The organism is Streptomyces sp. NPDC030991, from assembly GCF_055571235.1.
Genome location: NZ_JBVIFR010000007.1, coordinates 1 through 19,957 on the forward strand (window position 1 = coordinate 1; position 19,957 = coordinate 19,957).

Below are 19,957 nucleotides of genomic sequence, written 5' to 3' on the forward strand. Positions count from 1 at the left end.
CTTTTGGCACGCTGTTGAGTTCTCAAGGAACGGACGCTTCCTTTGTACTCACCCTCTCGGGCTTTCCTCCGGGCGCTTCCCTTCGGTCCTGCTGTTTTTCTGTGTTTCTGTCTTGCGTTTCCGACTCTATCAGATCTTTTCGATCCGATTTCCTCGGGGTTTCGCTCCGCTTTCCAGAATTCCGCTTTCGCGGTTTCCTTTCCGGCGGTTCCGACTTTATCAGAGATTCTGAGTCGGATTTTCCGACCGTCTCGGGGACTTGTCCGAGCACCATGAGTGCGCGGGGTTCCCCCTCGGGCGGAACCGTAAACCTACTGGAGCGGAGCGCCTCGATGCAAATCGAGGCGCTCCGCTCCTCAGGGCGGTCAGACCTCGACGACGACCGGGAGGATCATCGGCCGCCGGCGGTACGTGTCGGAGACCCACTTGCCCAGCGTGCGGCGGATGAGCTGTTGCAGCTGGTGCGGCTCGACCACGCCGTCCTGGGCCGACTTCTCCAGGATCTCCTGGATCCTCGGGACGACGGCGGTGAACGCCGAGTCCTCGATACCCGAGCCGCGGGCCTGGATGTTCGGGCCGCTGGTGATCTTGCCCGTGCTGGAGTCCACCACCACGAAGACGGAGATGATGCCCTCGTCCCCAAGGATCCTGCGGTCCTTGAGCGCGGGCTCGCCCACGTCACCGACGGAGAGGCCGTCCACGTAAACGTAACCGGCCTGCACCTTGCCCACGATTCTCGCCTTGCCCTCGACGAGGTCGACGACGACGCCGTCCTCGGCGATGACGATGCGGTCGTGCGGGACGCCGGTGAGGGCGCCGAGCTCGGCGTTGGCGCGCAGGTGGCGCCATTCGCCGTGGACCGGCATCAGGTTCTTGGGCTTGCAGATGTTGTAGAAGTACAGGAGCTCGCCGGCCGAGGCGTGGCCGGAGACGTGCACCTTCGCGTTGCCCTTGTGGACGACGTTCGCGCCCCAGCGGGTCAGCCCGTTGATCACGCGGTAGACCGCGTTCTCGTTGCCCGGGATCAGGGACGACGCCAGGATCACCGTGTCGCCGGAGACGATGCGGATCTGGTGGTCGCGGTTGGCCATCCGGGACAGGGCGGCCATCGGCTCGCCCTGGGAGCCCGTGCAGACGAGGACGATCTGGCTGTCCGGGAGGTCGTCGAGGGTCTTGACGTCCACGACCAGGCCCGGCGGCACCCGCAGATAGCCGAGGTCACGGGCGATGCCCATGTTGCGGACCATCGAGCGGCCCACGAAGGCGACCCGGCGGCCGTACTCGTGCGCGGCGTCCAGGATCTGCTGGATGCGGTGCACGTGGCTGGCGAACGACGCGACGATGATCCGCTTCTGGGCCCCGGCGAAGACGCCCCGGACCACGTTCGAGATGTCGCGCTCCGGCGGGACGAAACCCGGGACCTCGGCGTTGGTCGAGTCGGTGAGGAGGAGGTCGATGCCTTCCTCGCCGAGTCGCGCGAACGTCGGGAGGTCCGTGAGGCGGCCGTCCAGCGGAAGCTGGTCCATCTTGAAGTCGCCGGTGTGGACCACCATGCCGGCCGAGGTGCGGATGGCGACGGCCAGCGCGTCCGGGATGGAGTGGTTGACCGCGATGAACTCGCAGTCGAAGGGGCCGAGCCGCTCGCGGTCGCCCTCGGAGACCTCGAGGGTGTAGGGGCGGATGCGGTGCTCCTGGAGCTTCGCCTCGATCAGGGCGAGGGTCAGCTTGGAGCCGATCAGCGGGATGTCCGGCTTCTCGCGGAGAAGGTAGGGGACGGCGCCGATGTGGTCCTCGTGGCCGTGCGTCAGGACGATGCCCTCGACGTCGTCGAGACGGTCCCTGATGGACGTGAAGTCCGGCAGGATCAGGTCGATTCCGGGCTGCTCCTCCTCCGGGAAGAGCACTCCGCAGTCGACGATCAGCAGGCGGCCGCCGTACTCGAAGACGGTCATGTTGCGCCCGATCTCACCGAGACCGCCCAGCGGCGTGACGCGCAGGCCACCCTTGGGGAGCTTCGGCGGGGCGCCGAGTTCAGGATGCGGATGACTCAAAAGACTCTCCCTTAAGCACGCGCGCCACGTACCTGTGGGCACGTGGCGCGCGTGACGTTCGTGCAGTAGCAGTTGTTGAGGTTCTTCGGTCTTGCTCGTGTTCTGTTGATTCAGTTGTGGAGCTTTGCGAAGTCAGTGGCTAGAGCTGGACCCCACCGGCGGCAAGATCGATCTTGAGCTGTGCCGTTTCCTCCGGGGTGAGCTCGACGAGCGGCAGACGCAGCGGTCCGGCGGGCAGGCCCTGGAGGGAGAGCGCCGCCTTCGTCGTGATGACGCCTTGCGTGCGGAACATGCCGGTGAAGACGGGAAGCAGCTTCTGGTGGATCTCGGTGGCCTTGTGCACGTCGCCCGAGAGGTACGCGTCGAGCATCGAACGCAGCTCGGGGGCGACCACGTGGCCGACGACGGAGACGAGGCCGCACGCGCCGACCGAGAGCAGCGGCAGGTTCAGCATGTCGTCGCCGGAGTACCAGGCGAGGCCCGAGCGCGCTATGGCCCAGCTGGCCCGGCCCAGGTCGCCCTTGGCGTCCTTGTTGGCGACGATGCGCGGGTGCTGGGCGAGCCGGACGATCGTGTCCGTGTTGATCGGTACGCCGCTGCGACCCGGGATGTCGTAGAGCATCACGGGGAGGTCGGTCGAGTCCGCGATCGCCGTGAAGTGGCGGAGCAGGCCCTCTTGCGGGGGCTTGTTGTAGTACGGCGTGACCGTGAGCAGGCCGTGGGCGCCGGCCTGCTGGGCGGCGCGGGCGAGCCCGATGCTGTGGTGCGTGTCGTTGGTGCCCACTCCGGCGACGACGTGGGCGCGGTCGCCGACCGCCTCCACGATGGCTCGTACGAGGTCCGATTTCTCCGCGTCGCTGGTGGTGGGGGACTCGCCCGTGGTGCCGTTGACGATCAGGCCGTCGTTGCCTGCGTCCACCAGGTGGGCGGCGAGCCGCTGCGCGCCGTCGAGGTCGAGTGCGCCGTCCGCCGTGAAGGGCGTGACCATGGCGGTGAGGACCCTCCCGAAGGGGGTCTGCGGAGTCGAGGTCGGAGCCATGGGTAACACGCTACTCGCTGCTCAGCGCCGGGTCCCCCCTCGGGGGACGTGACAAGTCATGACAAAGATGGAGCCCGGCACTGCCTGCTCGGGGGTTCAAGCAGTACCGGGTCCGTTTGATCAGGCTAGATGAACTTTCCGATATGCCGCAATACGGACACTTCGACCAGCCCACCCGTACATCTGTGCCGTCACCGCGGCGAATTGATCAGGGAGCACCCGGATCCGCGGTCACGGCGCCACGCGGCCGTTGGCGTTGAACGCCGCGTACGTCAGCGGCATGAGCTCGGCCCACTGCGCCTCCATCCGCTCGCCGACCATCTCGATCTCCCGCTGGGGGAAGGACGGGACCTTGGCCAGCTCGTGCTGGGTGCGCAGGCCCAGGAAGTGCATCAGCGAGCGCGCGTTGCACGTCGCGTACATCGACGAGAAGAGGCCGACCGGGAGCACAGCGCGTGCCACCTCGCGGGCCACACCCGCGGCGAGCATCTCCTGATAGGCCTCGTACGCCTGGACGTAGGAGGACTCCATGGTGCGGGCCGTCAGCTCCTGCTGGGCCTGGGTGCCCTCGACGAAGCGGTACTTGCCCGGGCGGCCCTCCTGCACGAGCTTGCGGTCGGCGTCGGGGACGTAGAAGACCGGGTCGAGCTCCCTGTACCGGCCCGATTCCTCGTTGTACGACCAGCCCACGCGGTGGCGCATGAACTCGCGGAAGACGAAGATCGGGGCGCTGATGAAGAACGTCATCGAGTTGTGCTCGAAGGGGCTGCCGTGCCGGTCCCGCATCAGGTAGTTGATGAGGCCCTTGGAGCGCTCGGGGTCCTTCGACAGCTCGTCAAGGGACTGCTCGCCCACCGTGGAGACGCGGGCCGCGAACAGTACGTCCGAGTCGCTCGCGGTGTGCTTCACCAGCTCGACGGCGACGTCGCCTCGGAACGTCGGCTTGCGGTCTTCAGCAGGGGTTTCGGTCACGGCTCGGGAGGTCCTTCCATCACTTCGCTCGGGCGGCGCCCACTCTACGGGCCGCCACTGACAACGGGTCATTCACTCGCTTCTGGCGACGATCTCCGGCGAACGAGAGCGAACTTCAGTTAATTCGGCGAAAGTGGGCACCTTTTGGGGCGTTCGCGCGTCTGTGTAGATGAACACACTTCGTTCGAACCTCTTGAGGAGAAGCACCGCTCATGTTTCGTCGGCGCGAGCCCGTACCGTTCGCCTTCATCGCCGAAGCCGACAGGTTCCGCAGCAACGTCAAGCCGCCCGCGCGCGAGCGCCCCTCCGCAGGGCAGATCGCCGGCCGGGCGCTGGTGGGGCTGACCGTCGTGGCCGGGTTCGTGGGCTCCCTGTTGTTCGGGATGCCCGCCCTGTCGCCGGATCAGACGACGCGGCACGTCCAGCAGTCCGAAGCCTCCGACGGGCGCTGAACCGCCGTACTCGTCCGGACCCCCTGAGGTGGAAGGCCGGAGCACGCCTGGGTAGCCTCACCGGGCACAGCCCCCATCCAGTGTGGATCGAGTGAGGACCCGTCGTGCCCCTGCCCTTCCTGACGGCCGATCGTGCTTTCGACGAGGTCGCGGAGACTGCGCTGCCCTTCGACGACCGGGACCAGTGGCGCCGCCCCTACCGTCCGGGCCCGTACCGGGTCGGGGTGGCCGCGCTGCTGCTGCTCCTGGCGTCGTACGTGCTGTTCGCCGGAGTGATCATCGCGGCGGCGGGAGACACCACCGCGGCAGGCGTGTGCGGGGTGCTGGCCGTGCTGGTCATCGCGGCCGCGATGCGGCTGTTGCGCATGGGGGCGTGGGTGAGCGCCCGGGGTCTGCGCCATGTCGGCTTCCTGACGACGCGGACCGTGCCGTGGGACGTGGTCGTCACCGCTCGCACGGTGCAGCAGCCGGTGCGCTGGCTGGGGCTGCCGCGCACCGTGCAGGGGCAGGCGCTGATCCTCGTACGCCGGGACCGGCAGGGCGAGCAGACGGCGCTGCTGACGAGTCACAACGGGGACTTCCTCGGCCGGGCCACGGCGTTCGAGCGGGCCACGGACACCATCGAGGTGTGGGCCGACGAGTACCGGCCTCGTAGCTGAGAGCCTGTTTCAGGGGCGTACATACAGGTGCAGGGGCCCGCGGCCGTCGCTCGGACGGTGCGGGCCCCTGCACATGTCTCAGGCGCTGACCGAACGGCCCTCCTGAAGAGCGATGGCGCGCTGCATCGCCTTCCGCGCGCGGGGGGTGTCACGCGCGTCCTTGTAGGCCACGGCCAGCCGGAACCAGCAGCGCCAGTCACCCGGGCTGTCCTCCGCCTCGGCCTTGCGCCGGCCGAACACCTCGTCGGCCGAGTCGCGGTCGATGCGGCCGTACTGGTCGCGGCGCAGCTCGTCGACGGGGAGGCCGCCCTCGGCCTCCAGGAGTTCGGCGAGGCGGTTGGCCTTGCGGACGAACTGGGTGTTGGCCCACAGGAACCAGATGCCGATCACGGGCAGGATCAGTACGGCCAGACCGAAGGTGACCGTCAGCAAGGTGCCCTGCTGAATGAGCATGACTCCGCGGTCGCCGGCCAGGACGAAGTAGACGACCAGGACGGCGGCCGTGACCGCGTAGGTGATTTTCGCGCGCATCGCCGCAGTCAGCCGTTCAGATCGAGGAAGTGTTCCAGGCCGAAGGTGAGGCCGGGAGCCGTCACGACCTTGCGGGCGCCGAGCAGGATGCCCGGCATGAAACTGCTGTGGTGCAGCGAGTCGTGGCGCAGGGTCAGCGTCTCGCCCTCACCGCCCAGGAGGACCTCCTGGTGGGCGAGGAGGCCGCGCAGCCGTACCGAGTGGACGGGGACCCCGTCGACGTCCGCGCCGCGGGCTCCGTCGAGCGCTGTCGTCGTCGCGTCGGGCTGCGGGGCGCTGCCCGCCTTCTGCCGGGCGGCGGCGATCAGCTGGGCCGTGCGGGAGGCGGTGCCGGAGGGGGCGTCGACCTTCCGCGGGTGGTGCAGCTCGATGACTTCGACGGACTCGAAGTAGGGGGCCGCCACCTCGGCGAACTTCATGGTCAGGACCGCGCCGATGGAGAAGTTCGGGGCGATGAGCACGCCGGTCCGCGGGGAGGCGGCCAGCCATTCCCTGAGCTGCGCGAGGCGGTCGTCCGTCCAGCCCGTCGTGCCGACGACCCCGTGGATTCCGTGGCGTACACAGAAGTCCAGGTTCTCCATGACGGAGTCGGGCGTCGTCAGTTCGACCGCGACCTGGGCGCCGGACTCGACGAGGACGTCCAGCTCGTCGCCGCGGCCGAGGGCCGCGACCAGCTCCATGTCCTCGGCGGCCTCGACGGCTCGTACGGCCGCCGAGCCGATGCGGCCCTTGGCTCCGAGAACCGCCACGCGCAGCTTGCTCATGTCTTCCCTGATCCTTACGTAGGTGGCTGTTACGCGACCGCTTCGTGCAACCGCGCGGCCTGCTTGTCCTTGAGCGGGCCGATGACCGACAGGGACGGGCGCTGTCCCAGGATGTCGCGTGCGACCTCGCGCACCTCGTCCGGGGTCACGGCGGCGATGCGCTCCAGCATGTCGTCGACCGACATCTGCTCGCCCCAGCAGAGCTCGCTCTTGCCGATACGGTTCATCAGCGCGCCCGTGTCCTCCAGGCCGAGGACCGTGGACCCGGCGAGCTGGCCGATGGCGCGGCTGATCTCGTCGTCGCCGAGTCCGTCCCGCGCGACCTGGTCCAGCTCGTCGCGGCAGATCTTCAGGACGTCGTGCACCTGGTTCGGGCGGCAGCCCGCGTAGACACCGAACAGGCCGCAGTCCGCGAAGCCCGAGGTGTACGAGTACACGCTGTACGCCAGGCCGCGCTTCTCGCGGACCTCCTGGAAGAGGCGGGAGGACATACCGCCGCCCAGCGCCGTGTTGAGCACGCCCATGGCCCAGCGACGGTCGTCGGTGCGGGCCAGGCCCGGCATGCCGAGGATGACGTGGGCCTGCTCGGTCTTGCGGCCGATGACCTCCACGCGGCCGGCCGCACGCAGCGTCTTGCGGCCCGCGCGGGGGCCGACGGGGGCCGCGGCGGCGCCGCTCAGCGCGCCCGCCTTCTCGAAGGCGGCGCGGACCTGGCGTACGACCTTGTCGTGGTCCACGTTGCCCGCGGCGGCGACGACCAGGTGCGTCGGGTCGTAGTGCTTCTTGTAGAAGCGGCTGATCTGCTTGCGGTCGAGGGCGTTGATCGTGTCGACCGTGCCGAGGACGGGGCGGCCGAGGGGTGTGTCGCCGAGCATCGTGTGCGCGAACAGGTCGTGCACGCAGTCGCCCGCGTCGTCCTCGGTCATCGCGATCTCTTCGAGGATGACGCCGCGCTCCGCGTCGACGTCCGCCTCCTCGATGAGGGAGCCGGTCAGCATGTCGCAGATGACGTCTATGGCCAGCGGCAGGTTGGTGTCGAGCACGCGCGCGTAGTAGCACGTGTACTCCTTCGCCGTGAAGGCGTTCATCTCGCCGCCGACCGCTTCGATCTCGGAGGAGATGTCGAGGGCGCTCCTGCGGGAGGTGCCCTTGAAGAGGAGGTGCTCCAGGTAGTGCGTCGCACCGTTCAGCGTGGGGGTCTCGTCGCGGGAGCCGACGTGGGCCCAGATGCCGAAGGTCGCCGAGCGGACGGAGGGCAGGGTCTCGGTGACGATGCGCAGGCCACTCGGAAGAGTGGTCTTGCGGACCGTGCCGATGCCGTTCGTGCCCTTGATCAGGGTTTGGGTACGGGCAACGGCCCGCGCCTCCGAGGAGGTGCGGGCCGTCGCCTTGGTGTTACGAGACGTCACTTGTCGGTGTCGTCCTTCGCGTCGTCGCCCTCTTCGCCCTCGACCACGGGGATCAGGGAGAGCTTGCCGCGGGAGTCGATCTCGGCGATCTCGACCTGGACCTTCTGGCCCACACCGAGAACGTCCTCGACGTTCTCCACGCGCTTGCCACCGGCGAGCTTGCGGATCTGCGAGATATGCAGCAGACCGTCCTTGCCCGGGAGCAGGGACACGAACGCACCGAAGGTCGTCGTCTTCACGACGGTGCCCAGGTAGCGCTCGCCGACCTCCGGCATGGTCGGGTTGGCGATGCTGTTGATCGTGGCGCGGGCGGCCTCGGCCTGCGAGCCCTGCTGGGCACCGATGTAGATGGTGCCGTCGTCCTCGATCGTGATGTCGGCGCCGGTGTCCTCCTGGATCTGGTTGATCATCTTGCCCTTCGGGCCGATGACCTCACCGATCTTGTCCACCGGGATCTTGACGGTGATGATCCGCGGGGCGTTCGGGGACATCTCGTCCGGGACGTCGATCGCTTCCATCATCACGTCGAGGATGTGGAGGCGGGCGTCACGGGCCTGCTTCAGCGCGGCGGCCAGCACGGAGGCCGGGATGCCGTCGAGCTTCGTGTCGAGCTGGAGGGCCGTCACGAACTCCTTGGTGCCGGCGACCTTGAAGTCCATGTCGCCGAAGGCGTCCTCGGCACCGAGGATGTCGGTCAGGGCGACATAGTGCGTCTCGCCCTTGATCTCCTGGGAGATCAGACCCATGGCGATACCGGCGACGGGGGCCTTCAGCGGCACACCGGCGTTCAGCAGCGACATGGTGGAGGCGCAGACCGAGCCCATCGACGTCGAGCCGTTGGAACCGAGGGCCTCGGAGACCTGACGGATCGCGTAGGGGAACTCCTCGCGCGTCGGCAGGACCGGCACGATCGCGCGCTCGGCGAGCGCGCCGTGGCCGATCTCGCGGCGCTTCGGGGAGCCGACGCGGCCCGTCTCACCGACGGAGTACGGCGGGAAGTTGTAGTTGTGCATGTAGCGCTTGCGGGTCACCGGGGAGAGGGTGTCCAGCTGCTGCTCCATGCGCAGCATGTTCAGCGTGGTGACGCCCAGGATCTGGGTCTCGCCACGCTCGAACAGGGCCGAGCCGTGCACGCGCGGGATGGCCTCGACCTCGGCGGCCAGGGTGCGGATGTCGGTGACACCGCGGCCGTCGATGCGCTTCTTCTCCTTGATGACGCGCTCACGGACCAGGGACTTGGTCAGCGAGCGGTACGCGGCGGAGATCTCCTTCTCGCGGCCCTCGAACTGCGGGAGCAGCTTCTCGGCGGCCAGACCCTTGACGCGGTCCAGCTCGGCCTCGCGGTCCTGCTTGCCCGGGATGGTCAGGGCGGCCGACAGCTCGGACTTGACCGCGGCGGTCAGGGCCTCGAGCACGTCGTCCTGGTAGTCCAGGAAGATCGGGAACTCGGCGGTCGGCTTCGCGGCCTTCGCGGCGAGGTCGGCCTGGGCCTTGCACAGCACCTTGATGAAGGGCTTCGAGGCGTCGAGACCGGCGGCCACAACCTCCTCGGTCGGCGCCTCGGCGCCGTCCTTGACCAGCTGGATGGTCTTCTCGGTGGCCTCGGCCTCGACCATCATGATCGCGACGTCGCCGTCCTCCAGGACGCGGCCGGCGACCACCATGTCGAAGACGGCGTCCTCGAGCTCGGTGTGCGTCGGGAACGCGACCCACTGGCCGTTGATCAGCGCGACGCGGACGCCGCCGACCGGGCCGGAGAAGGGCAGACCGGCCAGCTGCGTGGACGCGGACGCGGCGTTGATCGCGACGACGTCGTACAGGTGGTCGGGGTTGAGCGCCATGATCGTGGCGACGACCTGGATCTCGTTGCGCAGGCCCTTCTTGAAGGACGGGCGCAGCGGGCGGTCGATCAGGCGGCAGGTGAGGACGGCGTCCTCGGAGGGGCGGCCCTCGCGGCGGAAGAAGCTGCCGGGGATCTTGCCCGCGGCGTACTGCCGCTCCTCGACGTCCACCGTGAGGGGGAAGAAGTCGAGCTGGTCCTTGGGGTTCTTCGAGGCCGAGGTGGCCGAAAGCACCATGGTGTCGTCGTCGAGGTAGGCGACGGCGGAGCCGGCGGCCTGGCGGGCCAGACGGCCCGTCTCGAAGCGGATGGTGCGGGTGCCGAAGGAGCCGTTGTCGATGACGGCCTCGGCGTAGTGGGTCTCGTTCTCCACCAGTGGTTTCTCCGTTACTTTCGTCTGTTTCGTCTTTTGTCCGCATCTGCCCGTGTGGCAGAGGGACGGAACGGAGGAGCGCGCCGTGGGTGCGGGCCGGTCTTCGATCGAAGCTCCCGGGGATCCTCTTGCGTCTCCGGGGGCCACTACCGAGGACCGGCGGCGGCGCAGGTGCGCTTCTCCTCTTCGTACGTCACCAGAGTACAAAGCGCCGGTGACAGCGCGCACGTACAGCAAAGGGAGCGGCCCCCTCAAGAGTGGGAACCGCTCCCCTTCAAGGCGTCTTAGCGGGCGCCGGCCGCACCGCGGCGGATGCCGAGGCGCTCGACCAGCACACGGAAGCGCTGGATGTCCTTCTTGGCCAGGTACTGCAGAAGGCGGCGACGCTGGCCGACCAGGATCAGCAGACCACGACGCGAGTGGTGGTCGTGCTTGTGCGTCTTGAGGTGCTCCGTCAGGTCAGAGATGCGACGGGAGAGCATGGCGACCTGGACCTCGGGGGAGCCCGTGTCGCCCTCCTTCTGACCGAACTCGGAGATGAGCTGCTTCTTCGTAGCGGCGTCGAGCGACACGCGTACTCCTCGTAGTGTTCTTCGTGGCCACCGAGCGCCCCTGGTCTACATCTCAGGAGAGCTTCCGTAACTCGGAGGCGGGGATCCGCTGGGCGCTGCCCTCTATTCAAGAAACAGAAGAGGGGGCGCATACACAAGCGGCCTTCAGACAGCGTACCAGCAGCCTGGAGCGCCCCCGAACGGGTCCCTCAGGGCGTGCCGGGCTCAGCTCGTCATCGCGCGCGCCGAGGCGTACACGTCGAAGACCGCGAGGGCCAGCGGGATCAGAGTGAGCAGCACGAACGTCTCGGCGATCTCCAGGAAGCGGCCCCAGAACGGGGTGACGCCGCGGCGCGGGGTGATCAGGCCGATGGCGGTGACCAGGGCGGTGGCCGCTCCGATGGCCGCCGCGATCCACACGGTGCGGATGTCGAGCGCCGTGGTGTCGTGCTTGACGGCGTCGTACAGGTAGGCCACCGGGGGGTGCAGCGCGAGGCCGAGGCCGAGGAAGACGAGGGCCGCGAGGCCGGCCGCGAGGGTGGCGCCCACCTGTGCGGTGTAGCGGAACAGGTGGGCCCGCATCAGCATGGCGAGGCCGGTGGCCAGTGCCAGCAGCTGCCCCCATACGTTGCTGGAGAAGCCGAGGACGATCGACGCGCCCACGGAGACGAGGGCGCAGCCGCCGACGAGACCGACGAGCAGTTCGTGGCCGCGGCGGGCCTGGGCGGCGACGCGCTCCGCGTCGACCGCCTCGTGCGGGTCGGGCGCGCCGCCCGCGGAGTCGTACCCCGCGCGCGCGGGGTTGGGCGGTGCGAAGCCGATGGGCAGCCGCGCGAAGCGCATCGACAGGCCGGGCAGGAAGGCCAGCGCGCTCACGGAGAGCGGGGCGCAGATGGCGGCCGTCTCGATGGGCTTCAGGTCGGTGAGGATCGCGATGAAGGTGGTCAGCAACCCGATCAGGGAGGCGAAGACGAAGGCCACGAAGGGGCCGTCACCGCCGGGCGACACCAGGGTGAGGATCACGGAGACGACCAGGACCGCCGCGCAGGCGAGCAGGAACTGGAGGCGGCCGATGCCCTGGCCCGTGGAGAGCGGCAGCAGCCCTGAGCCCGCGACCGCGATGTTCGGCAGGGCGCCGAGGCCGAGCGCGACCGCCGAGCCGCGGTCGGCGTAGACCCGCGCGCGCACGCACGCCAGGGTGACCAGGAGGAGTCCGGCGACGCCGGCGAGGATGCCCTGGAGGCTGTACATGTCGTGGCGGATCTGGGAGTTCCAGGCCACGAAGGCGATCAGGGCGGGCAGGACGCCGCCGGCCACGAGGCCCGCCGCGCGCGTGAGGTCGCCGCTCCACAGGGTGCGGTCCTTGGTGACGGCGGAGGCCACGGCCTCGGAGACGTCGTCGAAGACCGCGGGCGGCAGCGACTCGGAGAAGGGGCGCAGCGTGAGCAGCTCGCCGTCCAGGATGCGCTGCGCCGCGAACGAGCGGGCGCTGTCGAGCACCGTGCCGTCACGGCGTACGAGGTGGTAGCCGACGGGGGCGCCTTCGCCGGGGCTCTGCTGGGAGAGCCGCAGGATCTCGGGGTACAGGTCGGCGACCGGTACGTCGTCGGGCAGCGCCACGTCGATGCGGCTGTCGGGCGCCACGATGGTGACGCGGCAGAAGCCGAGACCCGTACCCGCCGTGGCAGGGGCTCCGGTGCCCGTTGCGCCGGCTCGGCCGGTCGGCGCGGAGGCCGTCATGCTCACCTGCTGTTCCCCCTTTGTGCGAAGACTCTTACGAGGCCCTTGCGAAGACTCGGTCGTGCGGGGACGGGCGCGGTGGAGTACCGGGCCCGTCCGCCTGTAAAGATCCTGTGTACGTTGCGCTCCGCGTCCCGCAGGGCCGGTCACATGCGCTCCGCCGCCCGGGATCCGGGGACGCCGCACGTTCCGAACCGTGCGGATTGCCCGTTTTTCCTGGGCGGATTCGCAACTGCTCACGGGTGTCACCGGCACCCTACCGCCCGCCGTTGTCAGTAGTTGTCAGTAGGATCGCGAACCGCGATCGACGTCCGCCTGACACGGGGCGGCGGACGGAACAGCTCGGTCCGGCAAGGGAATTGGTGCAGAGTGAGCCACATCGTCGTCAAGCGCCCACCTCGGGCACTGCCGTCCGAGGTGCCCACGGAGGAGGTGGTGCTGCAACCTCCGCCGGAGTTGCCGCGTGGGCAGCAAGAGGGTGCGCTGATGCAGATCCTGCCCATGCTCGGCATGGGTGGCTCGGTCGTGTTCTTCTTCAATCCGCAGGCCCAGCCCTTCATGAAGATCATGGGCATGGTCATGGTGGCGTCGACGATCGCGATGGGCATCGCGATGCTCGCCCGCTACCGCAAGGGCAACCAGGGTCAGATGGCCGACATGCGCCGCGACTACCTGCGCTACCTGTCGCAGACGCGGCGGGAGGCCCTGGGCACCGCCCGCAAGCAGCGCGACGCGCAGTACTACCTGCACCCTTCACCCGAGCAACTGTGGGCGCTGGTCGCCGAGGGCAGCCGCGTATGGGAGCGGCGCAGCGGTGACGAGGACTTCGGCCAGGTGCGGGTGGGCCTCGGCCCGCAGGGCCTCGCCACTCCCCTGGTGCCGCCGCAGACCGCCCCGGTCGACGAGCTGGAGCCGCTGACGGCGGGCGCGATGCAGCGCTTCCTCGCCACGCACAGCACGCTCGAGGAACTGCCGATGGCGGTGTCGCTGCGCGCCTTCTACCACGTGTCCGTGAGCGGGGAGCCGACGACCGTGCGCGGCTCCGCCCGCTCCCTCGTCGCCTCCCTCGCCTCGATGCACTCCCCCGAGGACCTCGTCGTCGCGGTCGCCGCCGGACGCCAGACCGCCCCGGAGTGGGAGTGGGCGAAGTGGCTGCCGCACAACCAGGTGCCGGGGCTCAGTGACGGCGCGGGCAGCCGCCGCCTCATCACGACCGACGCCAATGAGCTGGAGGAGCTGCTCGGTACCCGTCTCGAGGGCCGGCCGCGCTTCCACCCCAACGGCGCGCCCGTCCCCGAGCAACCGCACGTGGTCGTCGTCCTCGACGGTCTCTCGCTGCCTCCCACGTCGCTGCTGGCCAGCCCCGAGGGGCTGCAAGGAGTGACGGTCCTTGAGGTCGTCCCCGGCGACCTCGCCGCGGGCCGCGGTGACCTCTCGATCGTCGTGCACCCGAAGGTGCTGCGCCTGGAATCCGCGCACGGCATGGTCTACGAGGGCACCCCGGACGTGCTCTCGTACGCCGCCGCCGAGGCGCTCGCCCGGCAGCTCGCGCCGCTGCGCATGGCGACGGGCGGCGACAGCGACGACGAACCGCTGCTCGCCAACCTCGAATTCACCGATCTGATGAACCTGGGCGACGCGGCGACCGTCGACACCAAGCGCACCTGGCGCCCGCGCTCGCAGGCCGAGCGGCTGCGCGTGCCCATCGGTGTCGGTGACGACGGCCGGCCCGTGATGCTCGACCTGAAGGAAGCAGCACAGGAAGGCATGGGCCCGCACGGCCTGTGTGTGGGCGCCACCGGTTCCGGTAAGTCGGAGCTGCTGCGCACCCTGGTGCTGGGTCTCGCGGTGACGCACTCCTCCGAGACACTGAACTTCGTCCTCGCGGACTTCAAGGGCGGTGCCACCTTCGCGGGCATGGCCCAGATGCCGCACGTCGCGGCCGTCATCACCAACCTCGCGGACGACCTCACCCTCGTCGACCGCATGGGCGACTCGATCCGCGGTGAGCTCAACCGCCGCCAGGAGATGCTCCGCGACGCGGGCAACTACGCGAACATCCACGACTACGAGAAGGCGCGCGCGGCCGGTGCGCCGCTGCAGCCGATCCCGTCGCTCGTCCTGGTGATCGACGAGTTCAGCGAGCTGTTGACGGCGAAGCCGGACTTCATCGAGATGTTCGTGCAGATCGGCCGTATCGGCCGTTCGCTCGGCGTGCACCTGCTGCTCGCCTCGCAGCGTCTGGAGGAGGGCCGCCTGCGCGGCCTGGAGACGTACCTGTCCTACCGGGTCGGTCTGCGGACGTTCTCCGCCGCCGAGTCCCGTGCCGCGCTCGGCGTGCCGGACGCGTACGAACTGCCGAACGTGCCGGGCTCCGGCTTCCTGAAGTTCGGCACCGACGAGATGGTGCGCTTCAAGGCGGCGTACGTGTCCGGGGTGTACCGCACCGGCGCCGCGCGGGTCGCGACGCCCGGCGGGCCGCTCCCGGTGGACCGGCGCCCCGCGCTGTTCACCGCTGCCGAGGTACCCGTGCAGTACAGCCCGGTGCCGCGCCAGCGGGAGGAGGCGCCGCGCGAGGAGAAGGACGACGCGCTCGCCGACACCGTGCTCGACGTGATCGTGCGGCGCCTGGAGGCGCAGGGGCCCGCGGCGCACCAGGTGTGGCTGCCGCCGCTGGACAGCCCGCCGTCGCTCGACTCGCTGCTGCCCGGCCTCGCGCCCGTACAGGGCCGTGGGCTCACGCAGCCCGGCTACGAGGGCGCCGGACGCCTGGTCGTCCCCGTCGGCCTCGTCGACAAGCCGTACGAGCAGCGGCGCGACCCGCTGTGGATCGACTTCGGCGGCGCCGCGGGTCACATGCAGATCCTGGGCGGTCCGCAGTCCGGCAAGTCGACGCTGCTGCGCTCGATCATCGCGTCGTTCGCGCTGACGCACACGCCGCAGGAAGTGCAATTCTACGGCCTGGACTTCGGTGGTGGCGGTATGGCGGCCGTCGCCGGTCTGCCGCACGTGGGTGGCGTGGCCTCCCGCCTGGACCCCGAGAAGGTGCGCCGTACGGCGGCCGAGGTCTACGGCGTGCTGACCCGGCGCGAGGAGTACTTCCGTACGGCCGGCATCGCCTCGATCGCCGACTTCCGCAACCGGCGCGCGCGGGGCGACATCTCGATGACCGACCAGCCGTGGGGCGACGTGTTCCTGGTCATCGACGGCTGGGGCAACTTCCGTACGGACTACGAGGCGCTGGAACCGCTCGTCCTGGACATCGCGGCGCGCGGTCTCGGTTACGGCATCCACGTGATCCTGACGGCGTCGCGGTCCATGGAGGTCCGGGCGAACATGAAGGACCACCTCATGAACCGCCTGGAGCTGCGGCTCGGCGACACGATGGACTCCGAGTTCGACCGCAAGATCGCCGCCAACGTGCCGACGGGGGTGCCCGGTCGAGGCCAGACCCCGCAGAAGCAGCACTTCATGGCGGCGGTCCCGCGCATCGACGGCCTGTCGTCGGACACGGACCTGGCCGAGGCCACGTCCGCGCTCACCACGGAGGTCACCCGGCACTGGACACAGCCGGGCGCGCCCGAGGTCCGGCTGCTGCCGCGCGAGTTCCCCGCGCGCCAGCTGCCGCCGGGCGACAGGTTCCCGGAGCGCGGTATCTCCTTCGCGCTCGACGAGGACAACCTGGAGCCGGTCTTCATCGACTTCGACCAGGACCCGTTCTTCCTGGTCTTCGGCGAGAGCGAGTCCGGCAAGTCCAACCTGCTGAAGCTGATCATCCGGCAGCTCACGCAGCGCTACAGCGGCGACACCTGCAAGCTGTTCGTGGTCGACAACCGGCGCTCGCTGCTCGATGTCACGCCGGCCTCGCACCTGGCCGAGTACATCCCCATGTCGAACCAGATGGCGCACCACATGGACGCCCTGGTCGACCTGATGCAGCGCCGCGCCCCCACCGCGGACGTGACGGCTCAGCAGCTGCGCGACCGCAGTTGGTGGCGGGGCCCGACGGTCTACGTGGTCATCGACGACTACGACCTGGTGTCGACGTCGAGCGGCAACCCGCTCTCGGGGCTGACCGAACTGCTGCCGTTCGCGCGGGACGTCGGTGTGCGCTTCATCATCGCCCGCTCCACGGCCGGTTCGGGCCGCGCCAGTTACGAGGCCTTCATGCAGCGCATCAAGGAGCTCGGCGCGCAGGGCGTGGTGCTGGCCGGTGACCCGAACGAGGGTGATCTGCTCGGCGGGGTGCGGCCGCGGCCCATGCCGGCGGGGCGCGGTGTGTTCGTGTCGCGCAAGCGGGGCAAGCCGTTGGTCCAGATCGGCCTGGAGCAGTAGGCGTCCGCCCGGGGCCGGGACGGCGCCGGGCACGACGTACGGAACGGGAAGGGGGTCGCACCTTAGCGGGTGCGGCCCCCTTCGTCCTGCGTGCGGGGGCATTCTCCTGGGACTCACGAGTCGGCGGCGGCCATGCCAAGTAGGGTGACCACACAGGCACTTCGCACGTCCGGGAGGGACCGCTCACCATGGCGGATGCACAGGAGCACACCGCTCAGGAGTCTCAGCAGCCCGAGACCCCCGAGGAGATCAAGGCCCGCAAGGAGCGCGAGAAGAACGAGCTGTACGCGCTCGACATCTCCGGTGTGGAGTGGCACAGCGCGCCGGGCACGGAGCAGCACGAGGAGCGCGTGGAGATCGCGTACCTGCCGGACGGGGCGGTGGCGATGCGGTCGTCGCTGGAGCCGGAGACCGTGCTGCGGTACACGGAGGCGGAGTGGACGGCGTTCGTCCTCGGGGCCAGGGACGGTGAGTTCGATCTGGAACCTACGTCGTTGAACGGTGGGCTTTCGGCCGAGCAGGGCTCCCAGGGCTCGCAAGACGCGCAGGGGTCTCAGGGCTCGGAGTAGCGGGTTCAGGAGGCCCCAGCGGGTTCAGTCGGCCCAGCGGGGTCAGCGGGCCCAGCGGGGTCAGTAGGCCGCCCAGCGGAATGACGAGCAGGGTCAGGGGCCGGGCTGGCGGGGCCGGTAATGGCAGCGGGGCGGTAGTGGGGCGGACATGAGTGGTAGCGGGGCCGGCGGCGGTAGCTGGACTGTATGGCGCCGGGGGCGCGGGTGGCTGCGTCGGCACCGGGTGGCTGCCGGGGTGACGGGCGCGGCGCTCGTCGCGGCCGCCGTGATCGTGCCCGTGTCGTTCGCCGACTCGGCCGACGCGGCGCCCTGCTGGAGCGTTCCGGCGCGCACGCGGGCGCTCGCCGACGACCCGGCTGCCGCCACCAAGTCCCTTGATCCGCTGGCCGACACGAGTCGGATGAGCAGCGCCGCGGCGCTGCTCGAACACGAGGCGTACTGCGCCGACGGGGCCCGCGCCGTCGGTCGCGTGATCGCCGCTGCCACGTCGCCCGTCCCCGGGCAGCCGCACACCGAGGCACAGGCCCGTACGGCGTACGCGGTGCTGTCCGTCCTGTCGCAGCAGTCCGGCCGCGGCAAGCCGTTCGCCCCGGGTTTCGAGCCCTCGGTGGCCCGCCTCATGGCCGCGTACGTCGTGGATGTGGCCCGCACCCCGGCGCTGTCCGGTGACTCGGACTCGACCGGTCCGGCGGAGCCCGGTTCAAGCGCCGCCGTCCTGGACGATTCGGGCCGCACGGCTTTCGGCCGCTTCCTCGATCCGCGTGAGGCGCACGCTGTCTTCGGGTACGCCGACCCGCTGACGAGTGCGCGGGGCGCCGACCTCGACGCGCTGATCCCCGCTCTGGCCCAGGACCCCGAGGCGTTCGCGATCCTCTACGACGCCGAACGCGCCTACTTCGCGTACTACGTGGAACGTCTGACGGACCGCGCGGGTGACCCGGCGGCACGCCTGACCGCCCAGGACAAGGCCGACGCCCGTAAGCAGGGCACGGACTGGCGGCGCCACGACCTCACCTCGCCGGACGCGGACCTCGGCGAGATCGCCGAGAGGATCGGCAGGCTGACGGGGCTGCGGACGGCCCTGGCGACGCAGGGCACCATCAAGGACCTGGACGCGTTCGACGCCGCGGTGCGCGAGCACACCCGCGGCACGTACCGTCCTGCGGCGCGGCAGGTGACCACGTTGCCGCCGATGAACACCATCGCGGCGCGGCGCACCGTCGGGGCTGTACGCGGTGACCTTTTTGACGGGCGGAAGCAGTTGTACTCCGGGTACGACAGGTGGGTACGGGAGCGGGGCGTCTCCGCGGGGCGGGCCGAGCAGCTGCGGCAGTTGCTCGACGAGCGGTACGTGGTGGGGGTGTGGTCGGCTTCCCTCCGGTGGTGAGACAGACCTGACGTGCGTCGAGCGGGGGACTGACGCCTGTCGGGTGGTGACCTGACGGGCCCTCACCAGCGGGACAGCTCGTGTCGAGCGGCGTTCAGAACGTGAACTCCGGCTCTCCCGTGCAGTGCCCGTCGCGCCGCATCTGGTCTGCCACGAACGCCCGGAGCAGTCGCCGCTGCACGGCGCTCCCGATGCTCCCCTCCTTGTTTCCGCTCGCCTCGCTGTCGCGCCCGGTGATGAGTGCGAAGTTGGCGCGGGCCCCGCCGCAATGAGCGACGGCTGTCATCGGGTCGCGCACCGCGGCATAGGAGTCACGGCTGAGGAACCGGGTGCCCCAATTCCCGTACCAGGCGCGGAGCCTGACCCCTTGGGCACCCTGGCCGGGGCCGTCGAGGTCGCACGAGGCCATCAGGCTCTCGGGGCTCCCGGCCGAGGACACGGACCAGTCGGCGGCGTGCGGCAGCCCGGCCCCGGCGACCCAGCCGCAGGCGGTCCGTCCGGCGGCCGGCACGGAGACGCTCCGGGCGGGCGTCTCGTCGGCGTCACGGCCCGCCGGGTCGGCGAGCGCCGCCCGCGCCGCGGCGGCGGTCACCTTCAACGGTTCGGCCTCACACCCCACCCTCCGCGCCGCCGAGTTGGTGAAGGAGACGGCCGCGCGGTACGCCGCCCCGGGCACCCCGTGCAAGGCGTCGCGGGCCACCGCGACCCGGGTCAGCAGCGCGGCCGGTGTGCCGTCGCCGGCGCGGCAAGGGACCCGCATCACGATGTCCTGGTTCTTGTCCACAAGGCCGGGCAGCCCGCCGGGCAGCATCTGGTGGTACTCGGACCCGTACTGCGGGAACGACGAGTACAACTCGCGGTCCTGGTCGTCGCCGCGCGTGTACGCCTCCATGCGCAGCAGGGCCCAGTCGCGGGAGTCGTGCTCGCGCGCCCTTACGGTGAGGGTGCAGGTGTAGCTGCCGAGCTGCGTGATTCGCTGCTCCTCGGACTCCTTCAAGTGCAGGCCGTCCGGTGTGAGGTGCTCCACCACGGACTTGCCCACGGCCCCGTCGCACACGTCGCGGGCTACCAGCTCGTCGCGGACCGTCGGTTCGGCGACGTACCCGGCTGTCCCCAGGACGGTGGCGGCCAACGCGCCCCACACGATGACGCGTCTGGTGCGTCGTTCCATCTCCGCGCTCCCCTGCACGTCGACCATCATTTGCACTGTTCCGTGGAGTGCGGCGCCGGCCCGGCGCGCCTGCGGGGCGCCGCTCTCAGAACGGCCCCAACACCACCCACCGCG

The 19,957-nt window shown here is 69.9% G+C and carries 15 protein-coding genes; 5 read left to right on the forward strand and 10 right to left on the reverse strand.

Translation table 11 applies throughout. The features are described from left to right. Positions 1-365 precede the first annotated feature (365 nt). From ACZ45E_RS15025 to thyX, 3 genes are all read right to left on the reverse strand, one after another. Positions 366-2,051, reverse strand: coding sequence for a ribonuclease J (locus ACZ45E_RS15025; protein ID WP_468220797.1), 1,686 nt, complete (start codon positions 2,049-2,051; stop codon positions 366-368). 139 nt (positions 2,052-2,190) lie between these two features. Continuing rightward, positions 2,191-3,090: a 4-hydroxy-tetrahydrodipicolinate synthase gene (dapA, locus tag ACZ45E_RS15030; protein WP_468220800.1), complete on the reverse strand. Its 900-nt coding sequence runs from the start codon at positions 3,088-3,090 to the stop codon at positions 2,191-2,193. Positions 3,091-3,321: 231 nt separating this feature from the next. Further along, positions 3,322-4,062 carry an FAD-dependent thymidylate synthase gene (gene thyX / locus ACZ45E_RS15035; protein ID WP_468220802.1) on the reverse strand — a complete coding sequence of 247 codons (741 nt, stop codon included), beginning with the start codon at positions 4,060-4,062 and terminating at the stop codon, positions 3,322-3,324. Positions 4,063-4,274: 212 nt separating this feature from the next. On the opposite strand from thyX, the gene ACZ45E_RS15040 reads away from it, so the two are divergent. Together ACZ45E_RS15040 and ACZ45E_RS15045 are read left to right on the forward strand one after the other, a co-directional pair. After that, complete coding sequence (locus ACZ45E_RS15040) at positions 4,275-4,514, forward strand: hypothetical protein (RefSeq protein WP_468220804.1); 240 nt, start codon at positions 4,275-4,277, stop codon at positions 4,512-4,514. A 104-nt stretch (positions 4,515-4,618) separates the two neighbouring features. Continuing rightward, positions 4,619-5,173 (forward strand): hypothetical protein, encoded by a 555-nt coding sequence (locus ACZ45E_RS15045; protein ID WP_468220806.1) that lies wholly within the window; start codon positions 4,619-4,621, stop codon positions 5,171-5,173. A gap of 78 nt (positions 5,174-5,251) precedes the next feature. On the opposite strand, the gene ACZ45E_RS15050 is transcribed toward ACZ45E_RS15045, so the two are convergent. The 6 genes from ACZ45E_RS15050 to eccD form a co-directional block, all read right to left on the reverse strand. Beyond that, positions 5,252-5,704 carry a hypothetical protein gene (locus tag ACZ45E_RS15050; RefSeq protein WP_468220809.1) on the reverse strand — a complete coding sequence of 151 codons (453 nt, stop codon included), beginning with the start codon at positions 5,702-5,704 and terminating at the stop codon, positions 5,252-5,254. A gap of 8 nt (positions 5,705-5,712) precedes the next feature. Continuing rightward, positions 5,713-6,468, reverse strand: coding sequence for a 4-hydroxy-tetrahydrodipicolinate reductase (dapB, locus tag ACZ45E_RS15055; protein WP_468220810.1), 756 nt, complete (start codon positions 6,466-6,468; stop codon positions 5,713-5,715). 29 nt (positions 6,469-6,497) lie between these two features. After that, positions 6,498-7,877, reverse strand: coding sequence for a M16 family metallopeptidase (locus ACZ45E_RS15060; protein WP_468220812.1), 1,380 nt, complete (start codon positions 7,875-7,877; stop codon positions 6,498-6,500). Continuing rightward, positions 7,874-10,090, reverse strand: a complete 2,217-nt coding sequence (locus tag ACZ45E_RS15065) for a polyribonucleotide nucleotidyltransferase (RefSeq protein WP_468220813.1) — start codon at positions 10,088-10,090, stop codon at positions 7,874-7,876. Before ACZ45E_RS15065 ends, ACZ45E_RS15060 begins: the two co-directional genes overlap by 4 nt. Positions 10,091-10,374: 284 nt before the next feature. After that, a complete protein-coding gene (gene rpsO, locus ACZ45E_RS15070; RefSeq protein WP_324768127.1) occupies positions 10,375-10,662 on the reverse strand; it encodes a 30S ribosomal protein S15 in 288 nt (95 codons plus the stop codon). A 204-nt stretch (positions 10,663-10,866) separates the two neighbouring features. Next, a complete protein-coding gene (gene eccD / locus ACZ45E_RS15075) occupies positions 10,867-12,381 on the reverse strand; it encodes a type VII secretion integral membrane protein EccD (protein WP_468221408.1) in 1,515 nt (504 codons plus the stop codon). 369 nt (positions 12,382-12,750) lie between these two features. On the opposite strand from eccD, the gene eccCa reads away from it, so the two are divergent. From eccCa to ACZ45E_RS15090, 3 genes are all read left to right on the forward strand, one after another. Then, positions 12,751-16,716 (forward strand): type VII secretion protein EccCa, encoded by a 3,966-nt coding sequence (eccCa, locus tag ACZ45E_RS15080; protein WP_468220815.1) that lies wholly within the window; start codon positions 12,751-12,753, stop codon positions 16,714-16,716. A gap of 188 nt (positions 16,717-16,904) precedes the next feature. Continuing rightward, complete coding sequence (locus ACZ45E_RS15085; RefSeq protein WP_468220818.1) at positions 16,905-17,285, forward strand: DUF397 domain-containing protein; 381 nt, start codon at positions 16,905-16,907, stop codon at positions 17,283-17,285. A gap of 235 nt (positions 17,286-17,520) precedes the next feature. Then, positions 17,521-18,672, forward strand: a complete 1,152-nt coding sequence (locus ACZ45E_RS15090) for a hypothetical protein (protein ID WP_468220820.1) — start codon at positions 17,521-17,523, stop codon at positions 18,670-18,672. A gap of 94 nt (positions 18,673-18,766) precedes the next feature. Here ACZ45E_RS15090 and ACZ45E_RS15095 read toward each other — a convergent pair whose 3' ends face one another. Then, entirely contained in the window at positions 18,767-19,843 is a 1,077-nt protein-coding gene (locus tag ACZ45E_RS15095; protein WP_468220822.1) for a hypothetical protein, read from the reverse strand. Positions 19,844-19,957 lie beyond the last annotated feature (114 nt).

Bases quoted from the DNA above. Each gene is read 5' to 3' on its own strand.
- eccD (WP_468221408.1), bottom strand. From the start codon at position 12,381: ATGACGGCCTCCGCGCCGACCGGCCGAGCCGGCGCAACGGGCACCGGA.
- ACZ45E_RS15095 (WP_468220822.1), bottom strand. From the start codon at position 19,843: ATGGAACGACGCACCAGACGCGTCATCGTGTGGGGCGCGTTGGCCGCC.
- ACZ45E_RS15085 (WP_468220818.1), top strand. From the start codon at position 16,905: ATGGCGGATGCACAGGAGCACACCGCTCAGGAGTCTCAGCAGCCCGAG.
- ACZ45E_RS15050 (WP_468220809.1), bottom strand. From the start codon at position 5,704: ATGCGCGCGAAAATCACCTACGCGGTCACGGCCGCCGTCCTGGTCGTC.
- ACZ45E_RS15040 (WP_468220804.1), top strand. From the start codon at position 4,275: ATGTTTCGTCGGCGCGAGCCCGTACCGTTCGCCTTCATCGCCGAAGCC.
- dapB (WP_468220810.1), bottom strand. From the start codon at position 6,468: ATGAGCAAGCTGCGCGTGGCGGTTCTCGGAGCCAAGGGCCGCATCGGC.
- dapA (WP_468220800.1), bottom strand. From the start codon at position 3,090: ATGGCTCCGACCTCGACTCCGCAGACCCCCTTCGGGAGGGTCCTCACC.